This window comes from Streptomyces sp. NPDC006326 (assembly GCF_040612915.1).
Classification (GTDB): Bacteria; Actinomycetota; Actinomycetes; order Streptomycetales; family Streptomycetaceae; genus Streptomyces.
In genome coordinates, this window is record NZ_JBEXRC010000013.1 from 128,931 (window position 1) to 147,716 (window position 18,786).

Here is an 18,786-nt window from a genome sequence, read left to right on the forward strand (position 1 = left end):
TCAGACGGCCGCGACGTGGTGAGTGCGGTAGAAGTCCTGGCCACCGCCGATGTGCCGGCGTGTGCCGGGAGCCGCGGACAGCCCAACCGCGCATAAACGCCGTTCGATGGCCACCGCGCGATCCTCTTCACCCCCGTCGGCCCGGGCGGCCGGCTGCTTCTGCAGACCCGGCGCGGCTCCCTGGTTCAGGACCGGTTCCCCGACCTGGTCGCGGCCGCCGGGCAGCTGCCCGAGGGCCTGGTCCTCGACGGCGAGCTCGTGGTCTGGGACACCGCAGCCGGCCGACTGTCCTTCGAAGCCCTTCAGCGCCGGGCCGCCGCCCGCGGCCGCACCGCCGGCGCGCTCGCCACGAAGTCCCCGGTGTTCTTCATGGCGTTCGATGTCTTGCAGCAGGACGGCGAGGAGCTGCTGCACCTGCCGTATCAGGAGCGTCGCGCCCGCCTGGAGTCCCTGTTCACCACCCGCGCCCTGACGGCCCCGTGGACGCTGTGCGCAATGACCACGGACCTGGCCACCGCGCGTGAGTGGCTGGAGTCCTGGACGGACGTGTCCGGCGTCGAAGGCATCGTGATCAAGCTCCTGGCCAGCCGGTATCTCCCTTCATACCGCGGGTGGACCAAGATCAGACGACGGGACACCACCGAGGCGATCATCGGCGCCATCACAGGCACGCTCGCCCGCCCGCAGCTCCTCGTCCTCGGCCGCCACGACCAGGACGGCCGGCTGCGCGCAGTCGCGCGCACGGTGCCCCTGCGCCCGGAGGCGGCCAAGCAGGTGGGTGAGCATCTGGCCGCGGCTCGTCCCGGTCACCCCTGGACGGGGGTCATCTTCGCCTCGGCGTGGGGCAGTCGTGACGTCTTGGACGTGGTGCTTGTCCGCCCGGAGCTGGTGGCGGAGTTCAGCGCTGATCGAGCCGTGGACCGGGGCGTTTTCCGGCACCCGGTGCGCTTCAAGCGGCTGCGCCTGGACGTGAGCGTGCAGGACGTGCCCCGTTTCGGGGTGGGGTCGGCCGCGGCCGCGGGCTGAGTGGCGCCAGGCCGGCCTCCCGCTGGCGGCGGCTGCCTGGGGTGGGGCCTTTGGGGTCATGGTGCGCTGTTGTCGGTGTCGTGGGTGCCTGGACGTGGGACGATTCCGACAGCACTCGCTCGTGAGATTCGGGCCGGAGTTCAGCCCGTCCCGCCCTCGGGTGGCCGGAGGCGGCCCCATCGGACGTTGGCGTCGTTGAACTGTGCGTCGGAGAGGGCGACCTGGCCCCCGTTCAGCTGGGCGCGGACGAAAGAGACCATGCCGCCGCTGAACCTGGCGTGGCCGAGCGAGACGGTGCCTCCGTTGAATCGCCCGTGGTGGAAGGTGACCGTGCTGTCGGTGAACTGCCCGTAGTCGAAGGTGACGTTCCCACCGTCGAACCGCGCCGTGTAGAAGGTCACCGTACTGCGTGTGAATTCCGCGTCGTCGAGGGCGACGGCACCGCCGGTGAAGTGTGCGTGGTCGAAGCTCAGCGTGCCTCCGGTGAACCGTGCGCGGCGGAAGGCGAGTGAACCGTCATCGACTCGCGCCCGGTTGAAGGTGACCGTGGCGTTGGTGAACTGAGCGTAGTCGAAGCCGACCGTACCGCCACTGAACCGTGCTTCATCCAAGACGAGCGTCCCGCCGCTGAGGCTCGCATGGTGAAAAGTGATGTCGCCGGGACCGAACACCGCGCGGCAGAAAAAAAGCGCGCTGCCGCTGAACCGCGCCTCGTCGAAGCTGACCGTACCGCCCTGGAACTGCGCATCGTTGAACGTGACCGCGCCGGCGCCGAATCGTGCGCCTTGGAAGGTGACTGTGCCGTCGAGGAATCCGGCTTCGTCGAAGCTGATCAGGTCACCGACGAAGTCGGCGTCGGCAAAGGAGACACTGCCGCGAAACCGGCAGCCGGAGAAGTCGCCTCCGTCGAATGTCGCGCGGGTGAAATCAAGAGCGCAGGTCGACCAGGAAGACTCCTCTCGTGACTCCTGGAGGTGATCGCGGATGACCTGGATGATCGTCTGCCGTACTTCCCGTTCTCCCTTCTTGTACTGGTCGGACTCCGGGTTCCATTCGTAGGGCATGCGCAGATAGGCGCACAGGACGTCCACGCAGACCTGGCGTTGCTCTACCCAGTCGTCGGCCAGGCGGGCCATCGCGTACACGCCGGCGAGGCGTACGGCCGATCCTTCATGACCGAGTTGGCCGGCTGCCGTGCGATAGCGCTCGGCGAACTGGGTCGCGTCCGCGCGGTGGGCGTCCCCTTCGGCGATGCGCTGCTTGCGGTAGGCGTACACGCCGGCGAGCACCGCGCCGAAGACCGTCAGGATGGCGATGCTGAGCCTGATGCCGTCGGGAACGCCCAGGGTCTCCGTGGGTTCCGTCAGTCGGCGGACGAGCCAGTACGCCACGACGCCGGCGACGCAGACCACGACCACAGCCAGACCGGCCACGATCCACACGGGCCAGAGGTCCGGCGCGTACCGACCGCTCCTATGCCGCCATCGGCGCGGCCACCAGCGTCTCCGGGACATCTTTTCAAGCCACCCGACCGCCCGCGGCGGAAATCAGCTCCGCCACGAACTCCCGGCATGAACCGTAACGATGCTCAGGGTCCTTGGCCAGCGCCTTTGCCATCACGCTGTCGACGGCCGGGGCGAGCCCCGGATGCCTCTCGGAAAGAGGAGGCGGCAGGTCGTATTGGTGCGCCCACAGCAGCGCCACGCCGTCATCCCGCTGGAACACGGGCTCACCCGCTAGGGCCTCATAGACAACGCAGGCGAGGCTGTACAGATCGCCCCGACCGCCTACAGGTACAGCGCGGCCTGAGGGCTTTACGTCCCTGTGTACGAGACCGTGGTCGTGCGCGGCGTCGAGCGCCGACGCCACCTGCGCGGCGATGCCCAGCGCACCCGTCACCGGCAGCGGACCGTCCCGGTCTAGGAGAGTCCCCAAGTCCGGCCCGTCAACGTAACGCATGGCGATGTACAGGACTCTGTTGGCCTCTCCGGCTCCGAAGATCGGCAGGATGTGCGGTGATCGATCGAAGCGGCCACGCGCGACTCATGGATGAAGCGTCGACGGAAAACGTCATCGCGCGTTCTTTCGGGGGCGAGCACTTTCAGGGCCACGGAACGGCCTATCCGCAGATCCTTCGCGAGGTAGACGACGCCCACACCTCCGCGGCCGATCTCACGCTCCACCTGGTAACCCGCGATCTGTGCACCGAGCTGAATGGGCTGATATCGGACCACATGCCGAAAGTAGCATCCGGATGCCTCGGGGCGAGGGATATCGGTTAGGGTGCTGCGACGCGATGTCGGGTGCGACCGTCACTACGACGAGGGACAGGCCGCAGGCCGGCTGCGGGTCCCATTGGCGGCCTGGCGGTGAGCGACCGGCTCGGGCCTGGTCCCGTCGGCGGACGCGGGTCGGGGGTTGTGGTCGCGGGCGGTGGTGGAGGCCGCTGGTGCGGAGGCGGTCCGGGCGGCGCTGCGGGGCCCGATCGACGCCGGGATGGCTGCGGACCGGTTTGACGGGCGCCCTCGGGGTGCCGTTGCCGTGGTGTCGGCCGCGGGTGACCCCCTCCGCGGTCGGTCACCTCGCACGCGCCGGCTTGCTGGTTCCGCTGGCGGGGACGCCGAGTGCCCCTGCGTCCACCCGGATCAGATGGACGCACTCGGTCGCCGCCGGGACCTGCCGGCCCTGCTCGACCGGCAGGTCCCGCTCGGCCCGGAACAGGCCGCTCGCCGGCTCGGCGTCCACCGGGTCGGACCGCCCGCGGGGCCGTCGCTCCCTGCTCATGTTCTCGCTTCGGTCGTTCCGGGCCGGGACGGGTGTTGCTGGCGGAGGTGGACTGGTGGTCGGGTGGGCCGGGCGGCGGTGGCGTGCCGAGGTTTTCCTCGGCGGCCCAGCCGGCCGGGGTCAGCAACTCCAGCAGGGCGCGCACGGTGGTTGGGTGCTGGAAGGTGAAGTCGATGTCTGCTTGTCGGTTACCCACATGCGTCTCCGGGAGCTTGAGCGGTCGCGTCGCATACTCGCCGCTACGCAACGCTCGGTCGACCCGATTTTCCTGGGGCCGCCGCTCCACCTGGTGGGGTGGCCGGCGCGTGCCTGCACCGAGCCTGAGCATTGGTCGATTCCTTCGTCGGCCGCGGGGTCGATTCTGAGCATCGGAGTTGTCCATCCAGGCCACGTAGCGTGCTGAGGGACCTCGGCTTGTGCGGCCCTGCCGGTCAGGCGGTGGGGCCGAGGTCTCCTTCGATCAGCGTCTGGACGACCTGGGGCCGGTCCCAGAGGGCCAGGATCTCGTTGGCGATGGCCACGACGGGCAGGTGGTCCTGGTCCCGCACTTTGATGGCTGCGGCTTTCAGGGTGCGCGGGACGGCTCCGGCATCCAGGAGGACACGCCATTCCAGCGCGCCGAGTTCCAGGAACTCCAGTCCGGTGAGCCCGGCGACTTCCAAAGGGTCGGCCAGCGTGCCCGGAAGAGCGGTGAGAGTGCGTAGGCAGGGCAGTCCGGCGACAGGTGCGAGGCTGAACGGCGCAGCGTCCCAGGCCTCGATGGACAGGACTTCCAGGGCGGGGTGGGCTGCGGCTTGGACCGTCTCCAGGTGTCCGCCGCCGACCCTGGCCACCGCCGGGAGCTGGTCCCCGCGGCGATCCGGCTTTTCCTCGCTCATCCGCCCCAGGACAAAGTCGGTGAGAGAATCGGCCACAAGCTCGGCACCGAGGCTCTGCTCGTGATCGACCAGGATGACCTGCCCGAAGTATCCGCTCGGGCCGGGGGTCAGGTCGACTGCGAATTCATCGCCGCCGTTGGTTCCAAAGCCGATCCAGCCCGGCGAGCCGGCCAGAACCTGCACCGCGGCGTCGGGCAGGGTGCTCGCCGTGTCCGTCGCGCCGAGGTCCCATCCGGGGTTGCGGATTGTCCCGTCGACGCTGTACAGGTGCTCCAACGCCAAGAACTCGCAGCCGACCGCCGTGTTGACGCGCTCCATTGCCTCGTAGTCGTCGCTCCAGTACTCCCAGCGCGGGATCACCCGGTAGAGAACCTTCATCTCGTCGGAGAACGTGACGCCCAAGCGCGCTTCGGCGGCAGTGATCTCCTCTTCAGTCGCGCCGACGGCGTCGGGCAACCGTTCACGCAGCGTCCGCTCCAACAACTCCAGATCAACCGACCGCGCCCGCACCGTACCCAACACCGGGTCGGGACGGCGGAGCCATGGCTCGGGAAGGGCACCATCGGCCAGGACGAGCACCCCCAGGTCCGGGTAGCCCACGGCCGGTTCCACCACCGGGCTCGGCCAGACCAGGCCGAGCGTGGTCTTTCCGTCCGGCTGGACCTCCGCCCTGAATGCGACCTCCTGCGCTCCGCCGCGTGCGAGCGCCCTCTGTATGTCCTCCACCGCGATCCGTGCCGTCGACGACAAGGATCCCCGATGGGCAAGGCTCCAGCCGTATTGGCTGATGCGGCCCGCCACGCGGGCCGGCCGGGCAACAGGCCGCTCTGTGTCGTCGGCCAGCATGAGTCGCAGCACGGGTTCCCAGGTCGCGAAATCGCATACCGGTGACAAGGGGGTTCTCTGATCAACCATGCGCAGACCGTACGCGGGACTAGTGACAGAGAGGGCGCCAGGCCGCCGCCTGCGACAGGTGAGACGGCTGACACCCCTTCGGTGGGCCACTCCCTCTGATACCGGTTTCTGAACTGTGATGGTTCATGACTACATGTCCGTGACGGTGGTTCACCCTCATCGCCCAGATGATGGCGCGGGGCCGGCATCCGGCGGCCCCGCGCGACCGGCTATCGGGAGAAGTAGGCCTTGACGCTGACGGCCGGACCGCCTGAGAACTTCTCCACTGCCGCCTTGGCGTCTCCCGATACAGTCACAGAAGCGGTGCCCCCGGCCGGAACTGTGGTCAGCCCGCCGATCGGGACCACCTCAGTCGCCTGCTGGGACAAACCGGGTTTCGGCTGGTCATAGACCAGATATACGATGCGGACCGGAACAGCCGTGTTGTTCGGGTTCTTCAGGATGACCTGGTCGAAGGCATCGAACTTGCTCATAGGCTGACCAGCCGCGTCGGCTGGCTGGGCCTTGACATCGGATACATCGGCCGGAAAATCGCTCGGGACAAGCTCTTTGACGGTCACTTTCACATCGGCGACCTGGCTGGCGTCGGCTCCGCTGAAGGCCAGAACGTCGTAGCCGCCGCGGGGCTGGACGACGAGGCTGCCTCGGTCGCTGCCGTAGGCGGTGGTGACCCGGACGTCTGGCAGATCCTTCCCCGTGTTGTCCACCGCTGTGATCGCCAGGGTTGGCACCACGCTCGTCCGTCCGTCGTTGTGGATGGAGAGCGTCTGGTCGATGTACTCCTGCTTGCCGAGGGCGTGGTAGCTGAAGGACAGTGGTGTGACCGTCGAGCTCGCGGCAGGGCCAGTTGCCAGTGGTGTTGACGCCGCCGCCTGGCTCGTGGCATTTGCGGGCGGGGATGCCGCTCCGGCCGGACCGGTAGAGGCGCCACTTGGACTGCAGCCGGCCAGTGCGACGACGCTGAGGACAATGCCTGCAACTGTCGCGCGCCGCCAGTGTCGAACGAAAGATCGATCAATGCTTGGCATTGCCGGAGGGTAGCGCAAGAGGGATGCGAGGGGTCGACGGGGGAGTCTCGCGCGGGCAGTGCTCGGTCATTCCAGCACTCCGAGGGCGGTGTCGGGGCGGCAGTGGATGCATGCTGGTACGCCCTCGGCCAGGAGCCGACGCACCAGTTCGGGGTCCGTGGGGATGCAGCGCTTGCCGGTGTCCCAGCAATCCCCGGTGTGGAGGCGGATCGGGAGTCGGCCCGCGCCGATCCCGCGCTCGACCAGCCACGCCGGAGGCTCGGGCGCCGGCTGCTGCCGGGCCGCGGCGGCCTCGCGCTCCTCTGCGGCGGCAAGCACCAGCTCCACGCGGCCGAGTTCGCCGCGCAGGTAGGTGATCGAGGTTTTGAGCCGGGCAGGTCCGGCGGCAGCACGGACATGAGCCGCTCAGCTCCCGTACTGCTCCCGCCGCCGTGCCTTGCATGCCTCGCACAAGGGCGAGGCCCCGGCCCCGTACCGGCAACACGGGGCGTGGCACCGCGAGCAGGGTCCGGTCTGGCTGGGCGCCCAGGTGACGGGCTGCGCTCTGTCGGCGGGGACGGGGGAGGTCATGGTGCGCTCCAAGTTGGCGAGCAGAGGGTGCCCAGCCGGGGTGAGCTGGGCTGTTCCTCCGAAAATCCTGACCGCGGACTCGGCAGCGGAACCTACGCTGGGATCCCCTTCAGACCACCCAGGGAGCAGCGTGCCGCCGTTCGTCTACCGGATCACCAAGTACGACCCCGCCCACCGTGACGAGCGCGGCCACTACATCGGTGCCGAGGACACGGTCAGTGACCACGGGCCGGTCGAGGTGGCTTACCTGGCGGCAATCGCCGCCTTCGCGGAGGCGGCGGGGATTGACCAGCTGGAGATCCGCGAGCCACAGATCGGAGGCTTCGCCCACTTCGGCCTGGAGCCACCGGTAGACGGCTACGGCCTGGCCGACCTGTTCCCGGCTGGCCCGGCTGGGTTCCACGACGGCGCTCTGGTGCCGATCGCCGTCGGCCTGGAACTCGTCCGGTCCATGCTCCGCGACAACGGCGCCTGGTGCCGATTGGAGGCAGGGGGAGCGTTCGCCGTGCACGTCGGCTGGGACCAGTACGTCTACATCGGCAGCAACCAGCCCTGCGAAACCGCGCTGGCCCGCACTCGCGCGCTCGGCCTGTTCCCGGAACGCCTAGACGCCTCGCCGTACGACTTCGCTCCCGACGACCCCGCGTACGTGCAGCGCCCGGCCGACGCCGACTACTGGGGCCGCCTGCACTGGACCGTCAGTGCCCACCGCGCGGTGTTCCTGGAGGAGGTCTTCGCCGTCAACGCCTCCCGGTGGCACCGCCTGACCCGCGACAACATCGAGACTGTGCGCTCCCAGCTGGCCCCACGCGCACAGCTGGCAATCTGGCCAGACCTGCTCACCGACGTCGACACGGCCGTGGCCGCTCTACCCGACGAAGGCCTCGTGGAGATCGTCTGGGAGGACGAGGACGGGCAGATCACGAGCACGGTCGTGGACGAGACCCAGTTCGAGGCAGTGACCTCCCAGCTCGCCACCGCGCGTGCTGCCGGCGTCGTATCCATGTATGCCGGTGAAGATCTCCCGCTGTTCACAGCTGTGCTGCCCGACAGCGACGGCGTTCTACGCGCTCGCTGGCAGACCGAGCCGACGCCCAGCGACCGGAACTGGGCCTTTCTGAAGACCTTGCGGCGCGGCCAGGTCGTCACTGGCACAGTGACGACCATCGCCAGCTTCGGCGTCACCTTCGTGGACATCGGCGGCTTCACCGCGATGATCAACATCCCGGAGTTGTCCTGGCGTCCCTTCGACCACCCGTCCGACGTCGTCAGCGTCGGCCAGGAGGTCACAGCCGAGGTCCTCGACGTCGACATGGTCTGGGAACGGGTACCGCTGTCGCTCCGAGCAGTGGAGGAAGACCCCTGGCCACAGGTAGCGCAGAGGATCGGCGAGGTGGTCATCGGGCCGGTCACCAAAATCGTGCCGTTCGGCGTCTTCGTCCGCATCGAGGACCGAGAGGACGGCTTCCAGGGGCTCGTGCACACCAGCGAGCTGGATGAATCGTCCAGAGACGTCGTCGAGGTCGGCGACGCCCTCACCGTCAAGATCATCGACGTCGATCTCGCGCGCCGTCGTATCGCCCTGTCACACGTCCAGGCCCTTACCTCTACTACCGAGGGTCAGGCGTTTGACTGACGACGAGAGGAATCCGGTGCAGGCCGAGTTGCGCCTGATGACCTAGAGCTACTTGTTACTTCGCGGCAGCTTCGGGAGTACAAGGCCGAGCGGCAGTGGCGCGAATAACAACAACAACTAACTCATTGGTCTGGCTGGGTGGCGAGTACGTGGCCGCCCAGTCAGGCCGCCGTCTTCGGCAACGCCTCCCGGAGAGTGAGAACTCCGGGTCCTGGTTGCGGTTGACCCGTGGTCCTGGACGCGAACGCCTCCTCTCTGGCCTGCATGGGCCGTGGAGGGGGCGCTTACGTGCGTTTCCCCAGCGGCCGGGAGAAGGCCGTCCACGGCGTCCATGGGCAGCCCCCACGGGGTACGCCTCCTGACGGCCCTGGCCGGCTTTGCAAGCCCTTAGTTTCTGAACAGGAGTTCATGGAGGTGGTTGTCCGTGCCGCGGTAGACCACGTGCTGGCCCTTGTCGACATCCCAGGAGCATCCAAAAGGATCGCGGTCGGACTTCACGCCAAAACCCGCAGCGCTGTTGAGTGCTGTGTGGTGCCATTTGCTCTCATCAGCCCGGAACCACAACTCGTGGACGAAGTTGTCTGTGCCGCGATATACCACGTGCTGACTCTTATCGACATCCCAGGTGTAGCCATACGGATTGCTGGCGGCCAGAGGGGCGGTACCCCCGCTGGCAGCGGACACGTCCGTGTGGTGCCATTTGTTCTCATCGATCCGGAGCCAGAGTTCATGAATATGATTGTCCGTACCGCGGTAGACCACGTGCTGACTTCTGTCGGCATTCCAGGTGTAGCAGGAGGGGTTGACGTCCCCTACCAGCGGCGGATTGGCACCGCTGGCCAGTGACAGATCGACGTGGATCCATTGGTTGCTGCCGGCCTTGAAGAAGAGCTCGTGCATGTGACGGTCCGTGCCGCGGTAGAAGACATGCTGCGCTGCGTCGACGGCCCAGGTGTAGGCCGCGGGATTTCCGCTGGCCAATGGTGCACCGCCCGCCGCGATGGTGAGGTTGTTCTTGTGCCATTGACCGTTGAACCACAGTTCGTGGACGCGGTTGTCGTTACCGCGGTAGAACACGTGGCGCGTTTTGTGTATGTCCCACATGTACCCCACCGGACTGCTGTCGGGGGCCGGCGTGGGCACGCCTCCTGCCGCCTCCGTCAGATCCTCATCTTTCCAGGCACCACCGTCGGTGAAGGTCAGTTCATGGACGTGCGGAGTCGCTGCGCCATCGCGGTAGACGATGTGTTGCGTGAATGGCGGGACGATGGCTTGGGCGTGGCCCCTGGGGATGCTGTCTTCCAGGAACTTGCTCCCCGGGGTGCTGTGGTGCCACTGGTTGTCCCGGAACCACAGTTCCTGCACGCGGCTGTCCACGCCGCGGTAGACGACGTGCAGACTCTTGTCGGCGCCCCAGTTGTAGCCGGCCGGGCTGGCTGTGGCAGGTGGTCCCCCGCTTTTTCCTGTCAGGTCGGTGTGCTGCCAAGACATCTCGGTCTCCTTGTCGGCGGCCGTTCGATTCCTGTCCCTTCAAGTGCAGCAGCCTGCTGTTGGCATGTGCTTACGGAGCCGTGACCCCGACGACGCACAGCGCTCACCGGGCCCTCGTGCTGTGAGGGCATACACCCCAGGTCAGGACCGGATCGCCGGGGCTCCTCCGGCCGGAGCAACCGGAGCAAGCGTTAGGCCGATCGGGTGACACTTTTTCCCTCCACCGCGCCCTCGCCCGTTGCCCGCCGGATCAGTATTGGCGCGGCGGCGTCACTGGGCCGCGGTGATCGGGTGGAGTCCGAGCATCGGGCCGAGGGTCGCGGGCGGCAGGTCCTGGGCGAGGGCGGTCAGGGCTGTGGTGCGGGCAGGCCGGTTCGGACATGGCGTGGGCGGCGAGTCGGCGGCTGCGACATCGTGGGTGGTGGTCCAGCAAGCCGCAGCTGGTGTCCTTCCTGGCCTTGTTTGGTTTTGGGCTGGTCAGGCCAAGGATGGGCGGCTCCCGGGGACAGTCTGATGCGGTGTAGGTGGTGTCACCGGGATGAGTTGTGCTGGACAGGGAGACGCGGTGTCGCACGAGGGTGTCGTGCCGACGGAGGTAGACCAGGCCGACGAGAGCCCGCTGGTGCGGGGGCAGCTTGCAGCGTCGGTCACCCTTGTGAATGGGTGGGCAGGTGGCACTGGTTGGGCGTCAGCCGGGTCCGTGCGGGCGTCCCTGCTCTCACCGTGTAGTGATGCTGATCTTGGCTGCCACCGGGTGACCAGACTGCTGCCATGAGGTGGCTAGCAGGGTGGTGGGTGGCTGTCATGAGGTTGCCCATTCCTGTGTGCGGTCGGCCGGGGGCGGGGTGTGCTTGCGGTATGGGTGAGGGCGGCCGGTTGGCGCGGGGTGTGGTGGTGCGTCGGTTGTTGGCGGTGGATCAGGGTGCGGGGTCGGTGTCGTCGCTGCATGTGCGGGTGATGGCCGAGGCCGCCGGCGTGAGAGTCGGGACGGTGTGAAGGTGGCTGGCGGAGGTGATGGGCGTCGTGTGAGTTGCAGTGGTTGGCGACGGGGCTTGCAGGGTGGGTTTTGCCTGGTGGGTGGGTTGTGCGGTGTCGTTTTTCTACTGAAGGCCGGCGTCGTTTCCCGCTGAAGGTCTGTTGTCGCGTGTGTGGGCTTGCTGTGTGGGGGCTGACTGGTCGGTCTGCTGGGTCTTCACTTATGACGGGCCATTGATGTAGTGGCTGGGTGCGTGCGCTGACCTGGGTGTGTTCAGGTTGGTTGGCTGGTGTGCGGGTGTGGTGGGTGTCTGTTGTGGTCGTCGGGGTTGCCGGTTGGTGGGCCGGGTGGCTACCAGGCGGGGTGGCTGCCTGGGGTTTTCTCGGGTTGGCCGGGTTGGCCATATGTGCGTAGGTGTTCTCATTTTTGTGCAGGTGTAATGGCCCGCTATAGGTAGTGGTGTCGGGGGCGTTGTTGCTTGTGTGTGTCCAGGTTCAGAGCAGGTCGTCGGGCGGGGGCGAGCCGGCCGAGGCCGAGGAGGTGGGCGGTGTGGTCGAGGTAGCCGGATCCGGCGCTTGGAGCACGCCGCCCGCCTGTATTTCGCCGTACCCCTACCGGGGTCGGGGCGCGGGCATCACGGCCGTCGACTACCACCAGGCGGCGCCGGCGGTGGTCACCGAGGCTGAGCTGGTCACCGCCGACCCGGTTGCGGCCGCTGGCGCGGTCTGGCGCAGGCTCGGGTGCGATGACCTGTCGAACCACCCCGCCCTACGGCCACTGCCGATCGCGTCACAGCTAGGATGCTCCTAAACTGGTAAGGGATTCTGGCCGAATGCTGCGGCGACCTGGTACCCAGCAGATCCGCAGTCTCCTTCGCCGTCCTTCCTCCGAAATTTCAATCGGGGAGGCAAAGATGCGCCGCTCGCGTTATTTCCCCGCCGTTGGATTCTTACTCTGTGCTGCCGTCGCATTTCCATCTGTCTCGGCAGCAGGCAGCACCGTCCCTGCTGTGGAGAGGGCGGTACAGCATCCCGGCCCCCATGTCCTTGCGCAGGATCCGTCGGGATGCGGCTTCTACTTGGAGTTGAACCAGCCCTATTGGCGAGGCCACTGTGATGGGTACCGAGAGGGTGAGCGACAGGGAAAGAGGGCCGCTTGGAGCTGTTCCCGCTGGGGCCCTCCGGAGTTCTTCCCGGAAACCACCGCCTACGAAATAGGCTACGCCAAGGGCTACAGATTGGCTTACAGGTACTACTACAGGGTGTACCTCAGTAAGAAAGCATGCGACCTCCGGTCCGGACAGGATCCTCGCGGGCCTATTACCCGCTGACAGCACCGCCCCGCCCACACTCAGACTGTCTCTGGACGCCGTGCGAGGAGACGATCCGTGCGGTCAGACGCTCGGAAGGCCCGGTGGTCGGGGCGGGCGGGGCGCCTGAAACCACGGCGTCCGCGAGGGTTAAAGGCGGCTGTCCCGTATCTGCTGGTCAGGAATGAGACGATCTTCGTGTGGCTGGCGTGATCAGGGCGTCGGAGCTGTCCTGGATAGCCCCGTTTTACGGGGCTGAGCCGCGCGTCTTCGGGAAGTTGGTGACGGTTCTGCGGCGCGAGGCTGCGGACACCGTGCTCATGGCATCTTGCAGCCAGGGTTTGGTGTTGACCGATTGACCACCATGTTGCCGGGCCGCAGTTCTACCTGTCACGACTGCCTCTGTCCCTGATCCCTGCGCAGGTCACGCCGAATCCTGTAGCAACGCCTGCATTCGGTCTCTACAGTCGCCCCATGGCCACCGAGGACGAGAGCCCAAGTCCGTCCGACATCACCGTGATGCTCAAAGAGCAAACCAGTGCCTGCAAGGCAGCACGCGACGCCATCGTCGTCGGCGGCGAGGTAATGCTCTTCGACGGACGACCGCCACAGTGGATGGTCTTCGGCATCGCTGCGACAAGGCTGAGATGGTCGTTGAAGATCGGACTGACGACCCTCGGCCTCGACGAGAGCGTTGAGATCCTCCGCGCTCGGAACCGCGACGAGCACCTGCGTACCGGCAAAATCCTTGCAGCAGACCGATCTTGGTTCTTCACCCTGTACTTCGACGCCACCGGGACCGAGCTCCTGGCATGCAGCGGTGTCAAGAACGAGCGTCCCCCGCGCAGGAACGCTCAGAAGCTCCAGCTGTAGAGGCCGCCACCCGTGTCCACCGCAGACGTCGCAAGCCGGGCAACTCCTTGCAGGACCGCCAGTAGATCATCGTCGGTCATGTCGCCCCCGTCCTCAGACCGGAGCCGCGTGGTCCAGCGGCCTGCCAGCTCTTCCAGTTCGGCCGAGGTCGCGTTGGTCAACGCCCGGGTCAACCGCTGCGGCAGAGCAACACCTCAACGCCATCGTTCAAGGGTGCAGTGACCCACTCCGGCCACGGCCGCCAGGCATAGATCTGCTCAAGAGGCGGTGCCTCGGCCGAAGGCTCCTCGAAGTACATGTCCCATTCGGCGATGGCACTGTCCGGCTCGATGCAATGGCAGGTCACGGACTCACAAGCGTCACCAGGTCCCCGCAGGCGTGTCGCAGCAGCGGTCTCGTCGTCGGCGGCGAGGAAGAACACTATGTCGTGGGCCATCTCAGCATGATGCAGCCTGTCGAGCTGACGCGGGTGGCCCAGATCGAGGTCAGGTGACATCTGTCTCGACCAGTCACATGCGGCTGAAACCCCGCTCGGGACTGCACGGCTTCTGTCAGTGGCCTCTGTCAGGATGCCCCGGTCAACAACGTGATCAGGAGAGACCATGGGCACATGGGACCTCGGCCCCTTCGACAACGACACCGCTGCGGATTTTGGCGGTGACCTTGATGAGGTAGCTGCAGGCGAACGTGAGGGCATCGTGGGCATCGTCCGCAGTGCGCTCACACGCGTGATCGACACTGCGGCTTACCTCGAAGCACCCGAGTCCGAGGTAGCCGTAGCCGCGGCCGCGCTCGTCACGGCGCAGTGCCCCGGGGGTGAGCCGGCCGATCCAATCTATGGGCCGAAAGAGCCCCTCCCGGATCTCGCTGGCCTGCGCGATCTCGCCCTTCAGGCCCTCGACCGCATCATGACCGAACCGTCGGAACTGATGGACCTATGGGACGAGTCGGATGGCGGGCCCTGGCGCGCGAACATCCGCCGCCTGCAGAACGTGCTCCTGCCACAGTCATCGGGCGAACAGCTCAGCCTGATCTGACCCACCCCGACCCGCACTCGTCCTACCCGGAAGGTCACTATGAGCTGGGACGTCCTTCTCGTGCGTCTACCCGCCGACGTCACCTCTGTACACGAGATCCCCGCTGACTACATCCCGGAGCCGCTCGGCCGGCGCGACGACGTACGCGCAGCTGTCACTCAGGCTTGCCCCGAAGCTGACCTCTCGGACCCAGCCTGGGGCGAGCTTTCCGGCCCGACTTGGTCCGTCGAACTCAACATCGGGTCGGAAGATCCGGTGGACTCGATCATGCTCCACATCCAGGGCTCCGGCGGCGTGCTGACGGACGTCTTCCGTCTTGCCGAGGCTCTGCGGTGCAAAGTGCTCGACTGTGCGAATGGGGACCTGATAACCCCTGGGCATACGTCAGGCTGGGAGGAATTCCAGGAGTACCGGGATCGAGCGCTCTGACCCTCTCAGTGATACCACCTGGTCGCAGCACTAGCATCCGGCCCGTGCACCCTGAATCCCGATCGAGCCTTGCTGGCCTGCTCCCGCCCGGTCGGATGGTCACATCAGATGAAGGCGACGGAGATCGACAGCCCTTGTGGCTTAGTGACGGACCAGCCGCTCCTGAGCTGTGGACGCGGATGTACACCGAACACCCACGTTCCGGCTTGTGGCCGCTGCTCCTCGACGCGCTGGACCCGAACGATGGCGAGTTCCGCCCTTGGGCGTCCGGGGGGGGGCTTCCCCGAGCAGATGTCCTCCCCGGCAAGCCATGATCCTGCCGACCTCCTCGCACACTGGTGGGCGACCTACACGGCCGTCGATGAAGACGACGAAATGCTCGACGTCAAAAGGCGCCTCGCTGTTACGGCCCCCTTCGGACAGGTATGGCCCGGCCTTGCGGCCAGCCGCGAGACGGTAACGAACCCTGAGCAACTGGCCTCAGACTTCGCGCAGGCGTTCATCACCGACTGCCCGCGGACCCGTCTTGGACTGGTTCGCCCCATCCGGTGCCGAGGCGCTGACAGCCGTGGGCTGGGGCTGGCCCCTGCAACTACGAAAACGACACTGCGAAATTCTCTGCGGTCGTCCGCGATTGGGAAAACCGATTCGGAGCCCGTGTCGTTGCGGTCGGGTTTTCCACGCTGCACCTCAGCATCGCCGCGCCACCGGTGAGCGAGCATGAGGCTCTGCTCGTTGCAGCCGAGCACTTTGCGTTCTGCCCTGACAACATCTGGCAAGGCGGCAGACCGTACACACTGGCCGCGTATGCCGAGCTGATCACTGGCGCCCACCGCTGGGATTTCTGGTGGGACTGATCCGCCACCCGGTGGGTGACGGCGCACCTGATTAGTCGCGACGGAGCCGGTCATCGGGGGCGACGGGGCAGCCTTCTACCATCCCCTGATGTGTCATCAGGTTAAGAGGGTGTGACGACCCGTCCGTGACGCATGCCAGAGATATCGGAACGGATCACCAAAGCTGAAGTATGGCGAATTACGAGAGGCACGTCAGAGTAGGCGGGGTGCAAAGCGAAACGGTCGTGTCGACCGCCGAGGGCAATGAAGCCTGGAGCCATGCCCGGGTGATCGCTGCAGGCGAATACGAGATGAACGACTGGGAAGACGACCTCTTCGTCCGCTGGTCCGACGGTGAGGTCACCATGTACGGCAACACCCAAGCCGACGCCATGGGACGCGAGTACGTACTCGTGCCTCCGTCGCCCCTCCTCCGTGCTGCCGTGCCGGCCGTCGCCGGTCGCCCCGAGGACCCATGCGCCACAATCTGCGGCCCCGAGCTCTACCGCCGCACGTACTGACATTGTCCGTCCGTACGACTCTGGGTCTCGCGAGCACCAGGTGGGGCCCCCGGAGCCCCTCTAGGATGCTGCCATGCGGATAACCCGTGTCCTCGCAGTTCTGCTTGCCACCGCTGCACTGGCTGTTGCTTGCGCCCCTGACGACGACAGTCGAGCCAGGGAGTGGGAACCCGACGACGCCCTGCAACGCGCGCAGCGGGCCTTGGACGCCGACGAAGCAGATACCACTGAGGTTGCCGAGGCTTCCAGCTACGTCGCCTCTGGCATTGACCGGACTTTGGACACCCCGGGCGGTAAGCCCTACCGCTTCGACATCGCCTGTGACACCGATGGCGTCTCCGCTGTGACCCTCACCGTCACCCGCGGTGAGGTTAAGCGGCATCTCGAAGTGCGCTGCGGAGACCGGCAGGCCTTGCGTGTGAACGTGCCTGCAGGACCAGCCTTCGCAGTCAAAATCCCGCCCATTGACAAAGAGCCCGTCCCCAGCGGCCTCATCGTCTGGAATCTCAACTCCTTGGAGCCCCACGACGTCCACGGCTGCCCAGACGACATCCGAGGCTGTAAGCAATAGGAGAAGCCTCAGCCCCCGCGTCGGACACCGCCCATACCTACAAGTCAGACTCAGGTTCTTCCATGTCTGCACGTACAGCTCAGCGTCAGTCGGCCGGAAGTGAGGTCGAAGCCGACCGCCTCCGAGCGAAAGACCGCCCGTACGGCGTCGCACGCGGGTGCGCTCTCCGATCTGCGCAAGCACGGTCTCGCCGAGAACGGCGGCACTACCCGGGCGGGGGAGTCGCTGCGCAACCTGACCACCAAGGGCCTGGAAGCCGCCTCCTACGGGCTCGGACGCCCGCTCACGGAGAGGGCTCCACCGCCCGTGGTGCGGGCTCCAGCGGGGCCACACACCCCATGGCCGTCAACGAGACAGTCATCGCGATGCTCCGCCCGAAGCCCGACCTCCGGCTGCTCACCGCGGAGCCGGCTGAGGCCAAGGCTGCCGCGCAGGCCGCCGTCGACGCACCCGGCGGGGTGGGGACGATAGCCTCGTACGCGACCGGGGCCCCGCTGCCCGCCACCGGCACGTGGGGCGCGCCGGGCGGGCGGCGCCCAGGCGGACATCGTGGTCACCGCTCCGCAGGACGGGATCCCGCTGTTGTTCATCGAGGTCGACAACTGCCACGAGACCGCCGAGGAGATCGCGGCAAAGCTGTTGAAGTACTCCAGGTTCTTCAAGCGGCAGATCAAGGACACCGACGGCAAGGACAAGCCGATATGGCGCACCCGCTGGATGGCCCGCGTCGCTGAGCGTGGGGAAGCCCCGCACCCGCCGGTCCTGATCGTCTTCAACCACACGGTTTGTGGCGTTCGTGGGCTGCTGTGTGTCGGTGGGAATGCCGGGTCGGCGAAACGGTTCATACAGTGCCGACCGCCGAGAGGAACCCGCTCATGAGCACCCCTGCCTCCCGCCCCTTGGTCGCGACCTGGCTCCTTCCCCAGTCCGGACCGTGCGTGTGCTGCCATGGATCATGCTGCCGTATGGGGTCGGTGGGCTCCGCTCTGTCATGCATGCCGGGCCCGGCGTGTGGAGTCGCAGCAGAAACCGGCCCACCCCAGAGCCTGACGCGGCAGAGCCCTCTGGCCGTATCCACGCGCCATACCTGCCTGGCCGGGGGAGTCTGTTGGGTGCCAGGCCCGGAGCGGCGGAAGGGAGGCCATCCCCGAGTGGTTCTCACCCCACCCGTGGCGGGCAGAATCAGCCCCGCCATGAACTCACCAACGCCTCCAGCATCCGGCCCGCCCGCAGCCGTGGGCGGCGAACGCGGGCCTCCACTTCGATCGCGAGTCAGGCACGGCAGTCCCAGCTGCGCCGACTACGGCTGCACGCGGCCCGAGTGCAAGGCCGCCGCGCGCAGGGCACGCGCACTGTCGGCAGGAGACATCGCCGAGATCTCCGGCATAGCCGACACACTCGTCCGACGCCTGCTGCGCCCCGACGGAGCACGACCGCTCAACATCCACCGCACCACACAGGACGCCATCTTCGGCATCCACGGCCAGCACCAAGGGCATGCCCATCCCGACGACCATCACTCACGGCACCGGCGAACGCCTGCACGGCGGCATCGCCGCCTTCACCGGCCTTCCTCCTGGACACGCTCGGCACGTTCACCAGCGACACCATCACGCTGCACCTGGGCGAGATGAAGGACGGGCAGATCAGCAAGCCCGGGCTCTTCACCGAGGGGCCCGACATGGCCAGCCAGGACTACAAGCACCTGGTGATGCACGTCCGCCTCGCCTGAACGAGCACCACCCCACGGGGTGGGGCCGGCAGCCCCCCGCACCCCGTCGCCTTGTTGGCCGGCCCTGCCGATGGACTGACGGCCCCCTACGGCGTGTGGTGGAGCGACTGGGCGCAGACCTCGGACCAGTGGATCGCGACCGGCGGCCCCAAGGGCGGCGCGGGCGCCCCGTAC

15 protein-coding genes and 4 pseudogenes are annotated in these 18,786 nt (G+C 67.0%); 10 read left to right on the forward strand and 9 right to left on the reverse strand.

Annotation, left to right across the window (positions count from 1 at the left end; translation table 11 throughout):
* Nucleotides 1-159: 159 nt before the first annotated feature.
* Nucleotides 160-1,026: an ATP-dependent DNA ligase gene (locus tag ABZ128_RS13625; protein WP_356848258.1), complete on the forward strand. Its 867-nt coding sequence runs from the start codon at nucleotides 160-162 to the stop codon at nucleotides 1,024-1,026.
* Nucleotides 1,027-1,166: 140 nt separating this feature from the next.
* Here the strand turns inward: ABZ128_RS13625 and ABZ128_RS13630 are convergent, their stop codons facing one another.
* From ABZ128_RS13630 to ABZ128_RS13655, 6 genes and pseudogenes are all read right to left on the reverse strand, one after another.
* Nucleotides 1,167-2,468, reverse strand: a complete 1,302-nt coding sequence (locus tag ABZ128_RS13630) for a pentapeptide repeat-containing protein (RefSeq protein ID WP_356848235.1) — start codon at nucleotides 2,466-2,468, stop codon at nucleotides 1,167-1,169.
* A gap of 94 nt (nucleotides 2,469-2,562) precedes the next feature.
* Nucleotides 2,563-3,260, reverse strand: a pseudogene (locus ABZ128_RS13635) (serine/threonine-protein kinase); the annotation flags it as partial.
* A gap of 343 nt (nucleotides 3,261-3,603) precedes the next feature.
* Nucleotides 3,604-3,810 carry a hypothetical protein gene (locus tag ABZ128_RS13640; RefSeq protein ID WP_356848236.1) on the reverse strand — a complete coding sequence of 69 codons (207 nt, stop codon included), beginning with the start codon at nucleotides 3,808-3,810 and terminating at the stop codon, nucleotides 3,604-3,606.
* A gap of 431 nt (nucleotides 3,811-4,241) precedes the next feature.
* On the reverse strand, nucleotides 4,242-5,603 hold the full coding sequence (locus ABZ128_RS13645) for an SMI1/KNR4 family protein (RefSeq protein ID WP_356848237.1): 1,362 nt from the start codon (nucleotides 5,601-5,603) through the stop codon (nucleotides 4,242-4,244).
* Between the two features lie 209 nt (nucleotides 5,604-5,812).
* A complete protein-coding gene (locus tag ABZ128_RS13650) occupies nucleotides 5,813-6,631 on the reverse strand; it encodes a hypothetical protein (RefSeq protein ID WP_356848238.1) in 819 nt (272 codons plus the stop codon).
* Nucleotides 6,632-6,697: 66 nt separating this feature from the next.
* The gene (locus tag ABZ128_RS13655; protein WP_356848239.1) at nucleotides 6,698-6,958 is read right to left on the reverse strand and encodes a DUF6233 domain-containing protein; all 261 of its coding nucleotides are present in this window, start codon (nucleotides 6,956-6,958) and stop codon (nucleotides 6,698-6,700) included.
* Between the two features lie 373 nt (nucleotides 6,959-7,331).
* On the opposite strand from ABZ128_RS13655, the gene ABZ128_RS13660 reads away from it, so the two are divergent.
* Nucleotides 7,332-8,837, forward strand: coding sequence for a S1 RNA-binding domain-containing protein (locus ABZ128_RS13660; RefSeq protein ID WP_356848240.1), 1,506 nt, complete (start codon nucleotides 7,332-7,334; stop codon nucleotides 8,835-8,837).
* Nucleotides 8,838-9,224: 387 nt separating this feature from the next.
* On the opposite strand, the gene ABZ128_RS13665 is transcribed toward ABZ128_RS13660, so the two are convergent.
* Nucleotides 9,225-10,328 (reverse strand): hypothetical protein, encoded by a 1,104-nt coding sequence (locus ABZ128_RS13665; RefSeq protein ID WP_356848241.1) that lies wholly within the window; start codon nucleotides 10,326-10,328, stop codon nucleotides 9,225-9,227.
* 568 nt (nucleotides 10,329-10,896) lie between these two features.
* A pseudogene (locus ABZ128_RS13670) lies at nucleotides 10,897-10,983 on the reverse strand (IS5/IS1182 family transposase); the annotation flags it as partial.
* A 1,830-nt stretch (nucleotides 10,984-12,813) separates the two neighbouring features.
* Between ABZ128_RS13670 and ABZ128_RS13675 the strand changes: the two are divergent.
* Together ABZ128_RS13675 and ABZ128_RS13680 are read left to right on the forward strand one after the other, a co-directional pair.
* Nucleotides 12,814-12,930, forward strand: a pseudogene (locus ABZ128_RS13675) (IS5/IS1182 family transposase); the annotation flags it as partial.
* A 157-nt stretch (nucleotides 12,931-13,087) separates the two neighbouring features.
* Nucleotides 13,088-13,486, forward strand: coding sequence for a hypothetical protein (locus ABZ128_RS13680; RefSeq protein ID WP_356848242.1), 399 nt, complete (start codon nucleotides 13,088-13,090; stop codon nucleotides 13,484-13,486).
* A gap of 169 nt (nucleotides 13,487-13,655) precedes the next feature.
* On the opposite strand, the gene ABZ128_RS13685 is transcribed toward ABZ128_RS13680, so the two are convergent.
* Complete coding sequence (locus ABZ128_RS13685) at nucleotides 13,656-13,922, reverse strand: hypothetical protein (protein ID WP_356848243.1); 267 nt, start codon at nucleotides 13,920-13,922, stop codon at nucleotides 13,656-13,658.
* A 166-nt stretch (nucleotides 13,923-14,088) separates the two neighbouring features.
* Between ABZ128_RS13685 and ABZ128_RS13690 the strand changes: the two genes are divergently transcribed.
* From ABZ128_RS13690 to ABZ128_RS13715, 6 genes and pseudogenes are all read left to right on the forward strand, one after another.
* On the forward strand, nucleotides 14,089-14,523 hold the full coding sequence (locus ABZ128_RS13690; protein WP_356848244.1) for a DUF4259 domain-containing protein: 435 nt from the start codon (nucleotides 14,089-14,091) through the stop codon (nucleotides 14,521-14,523).
* Between the two features lie 39 nt (nucleotides 14,524-14,562).
* Nucleotides 14,563-14,952: a hypothetical protein gene (locus ABZ128_RS13695; protein WP_356848245.1), complete on the forward strand. Its 390-nt coding sequence runs from the start codon at nucleotides 14,563-14,565 to the stop codon at nucleotides 14,950-14,952.
* Nucleotides 14,953-15,590: 638 nt separating this feature from the next.
* A pseudogene (locus tag ABZ128_RS13700) lies at nucleotides 15,591-15,809 on the forward strand (DUF4253 domain-containing protein); the annotation flags it as partial.
* Nucleotides 15,810-16,015: 206 nt separating this feature from the next.
* Nucleotides 16,016-16,309 carry a hypothetical protein gene (locus ABZ128_RS13705; RefSeq protein WP_356848247.1) on the forward strand — a complete coding sequence of 98 codons (294 nt, stop codon included), beginning with the start codon at nucleotides 16,016-16,018 and terminating at the stop codon, nucleotides 16,307-16,309.
* 73 nt (nucleotides 16,310-16,382) lie between these two features.
* Nucleotides 16,383-16,880 (forward strand): hypothetical protein, encoded by a 498-nt coding sequence (locus tag ABZ128_RS13710; protein ID WP_356848248.1) that lies wholly within the window; start codon nucleotides 16,383-16,385, stop codon nucleotides 16,878-16,880.
* A 549-nt stretch (nucleotides 16,881-17,429) separates the two neighbouring features.
* Nucleotides 17,430-17,759, forward strand: a complete 330-nt coding sequence (locus ABZ128_RS13715) for a hypothetical protein (RefSeq protein WP_356848249.1) — start codon at nucleotides 17,430-17,432, stop codon at nucleotides 17,757-17,759.
* Nucleotides 17,760-18,786: the final 1,027 nt, after the last annotated feature.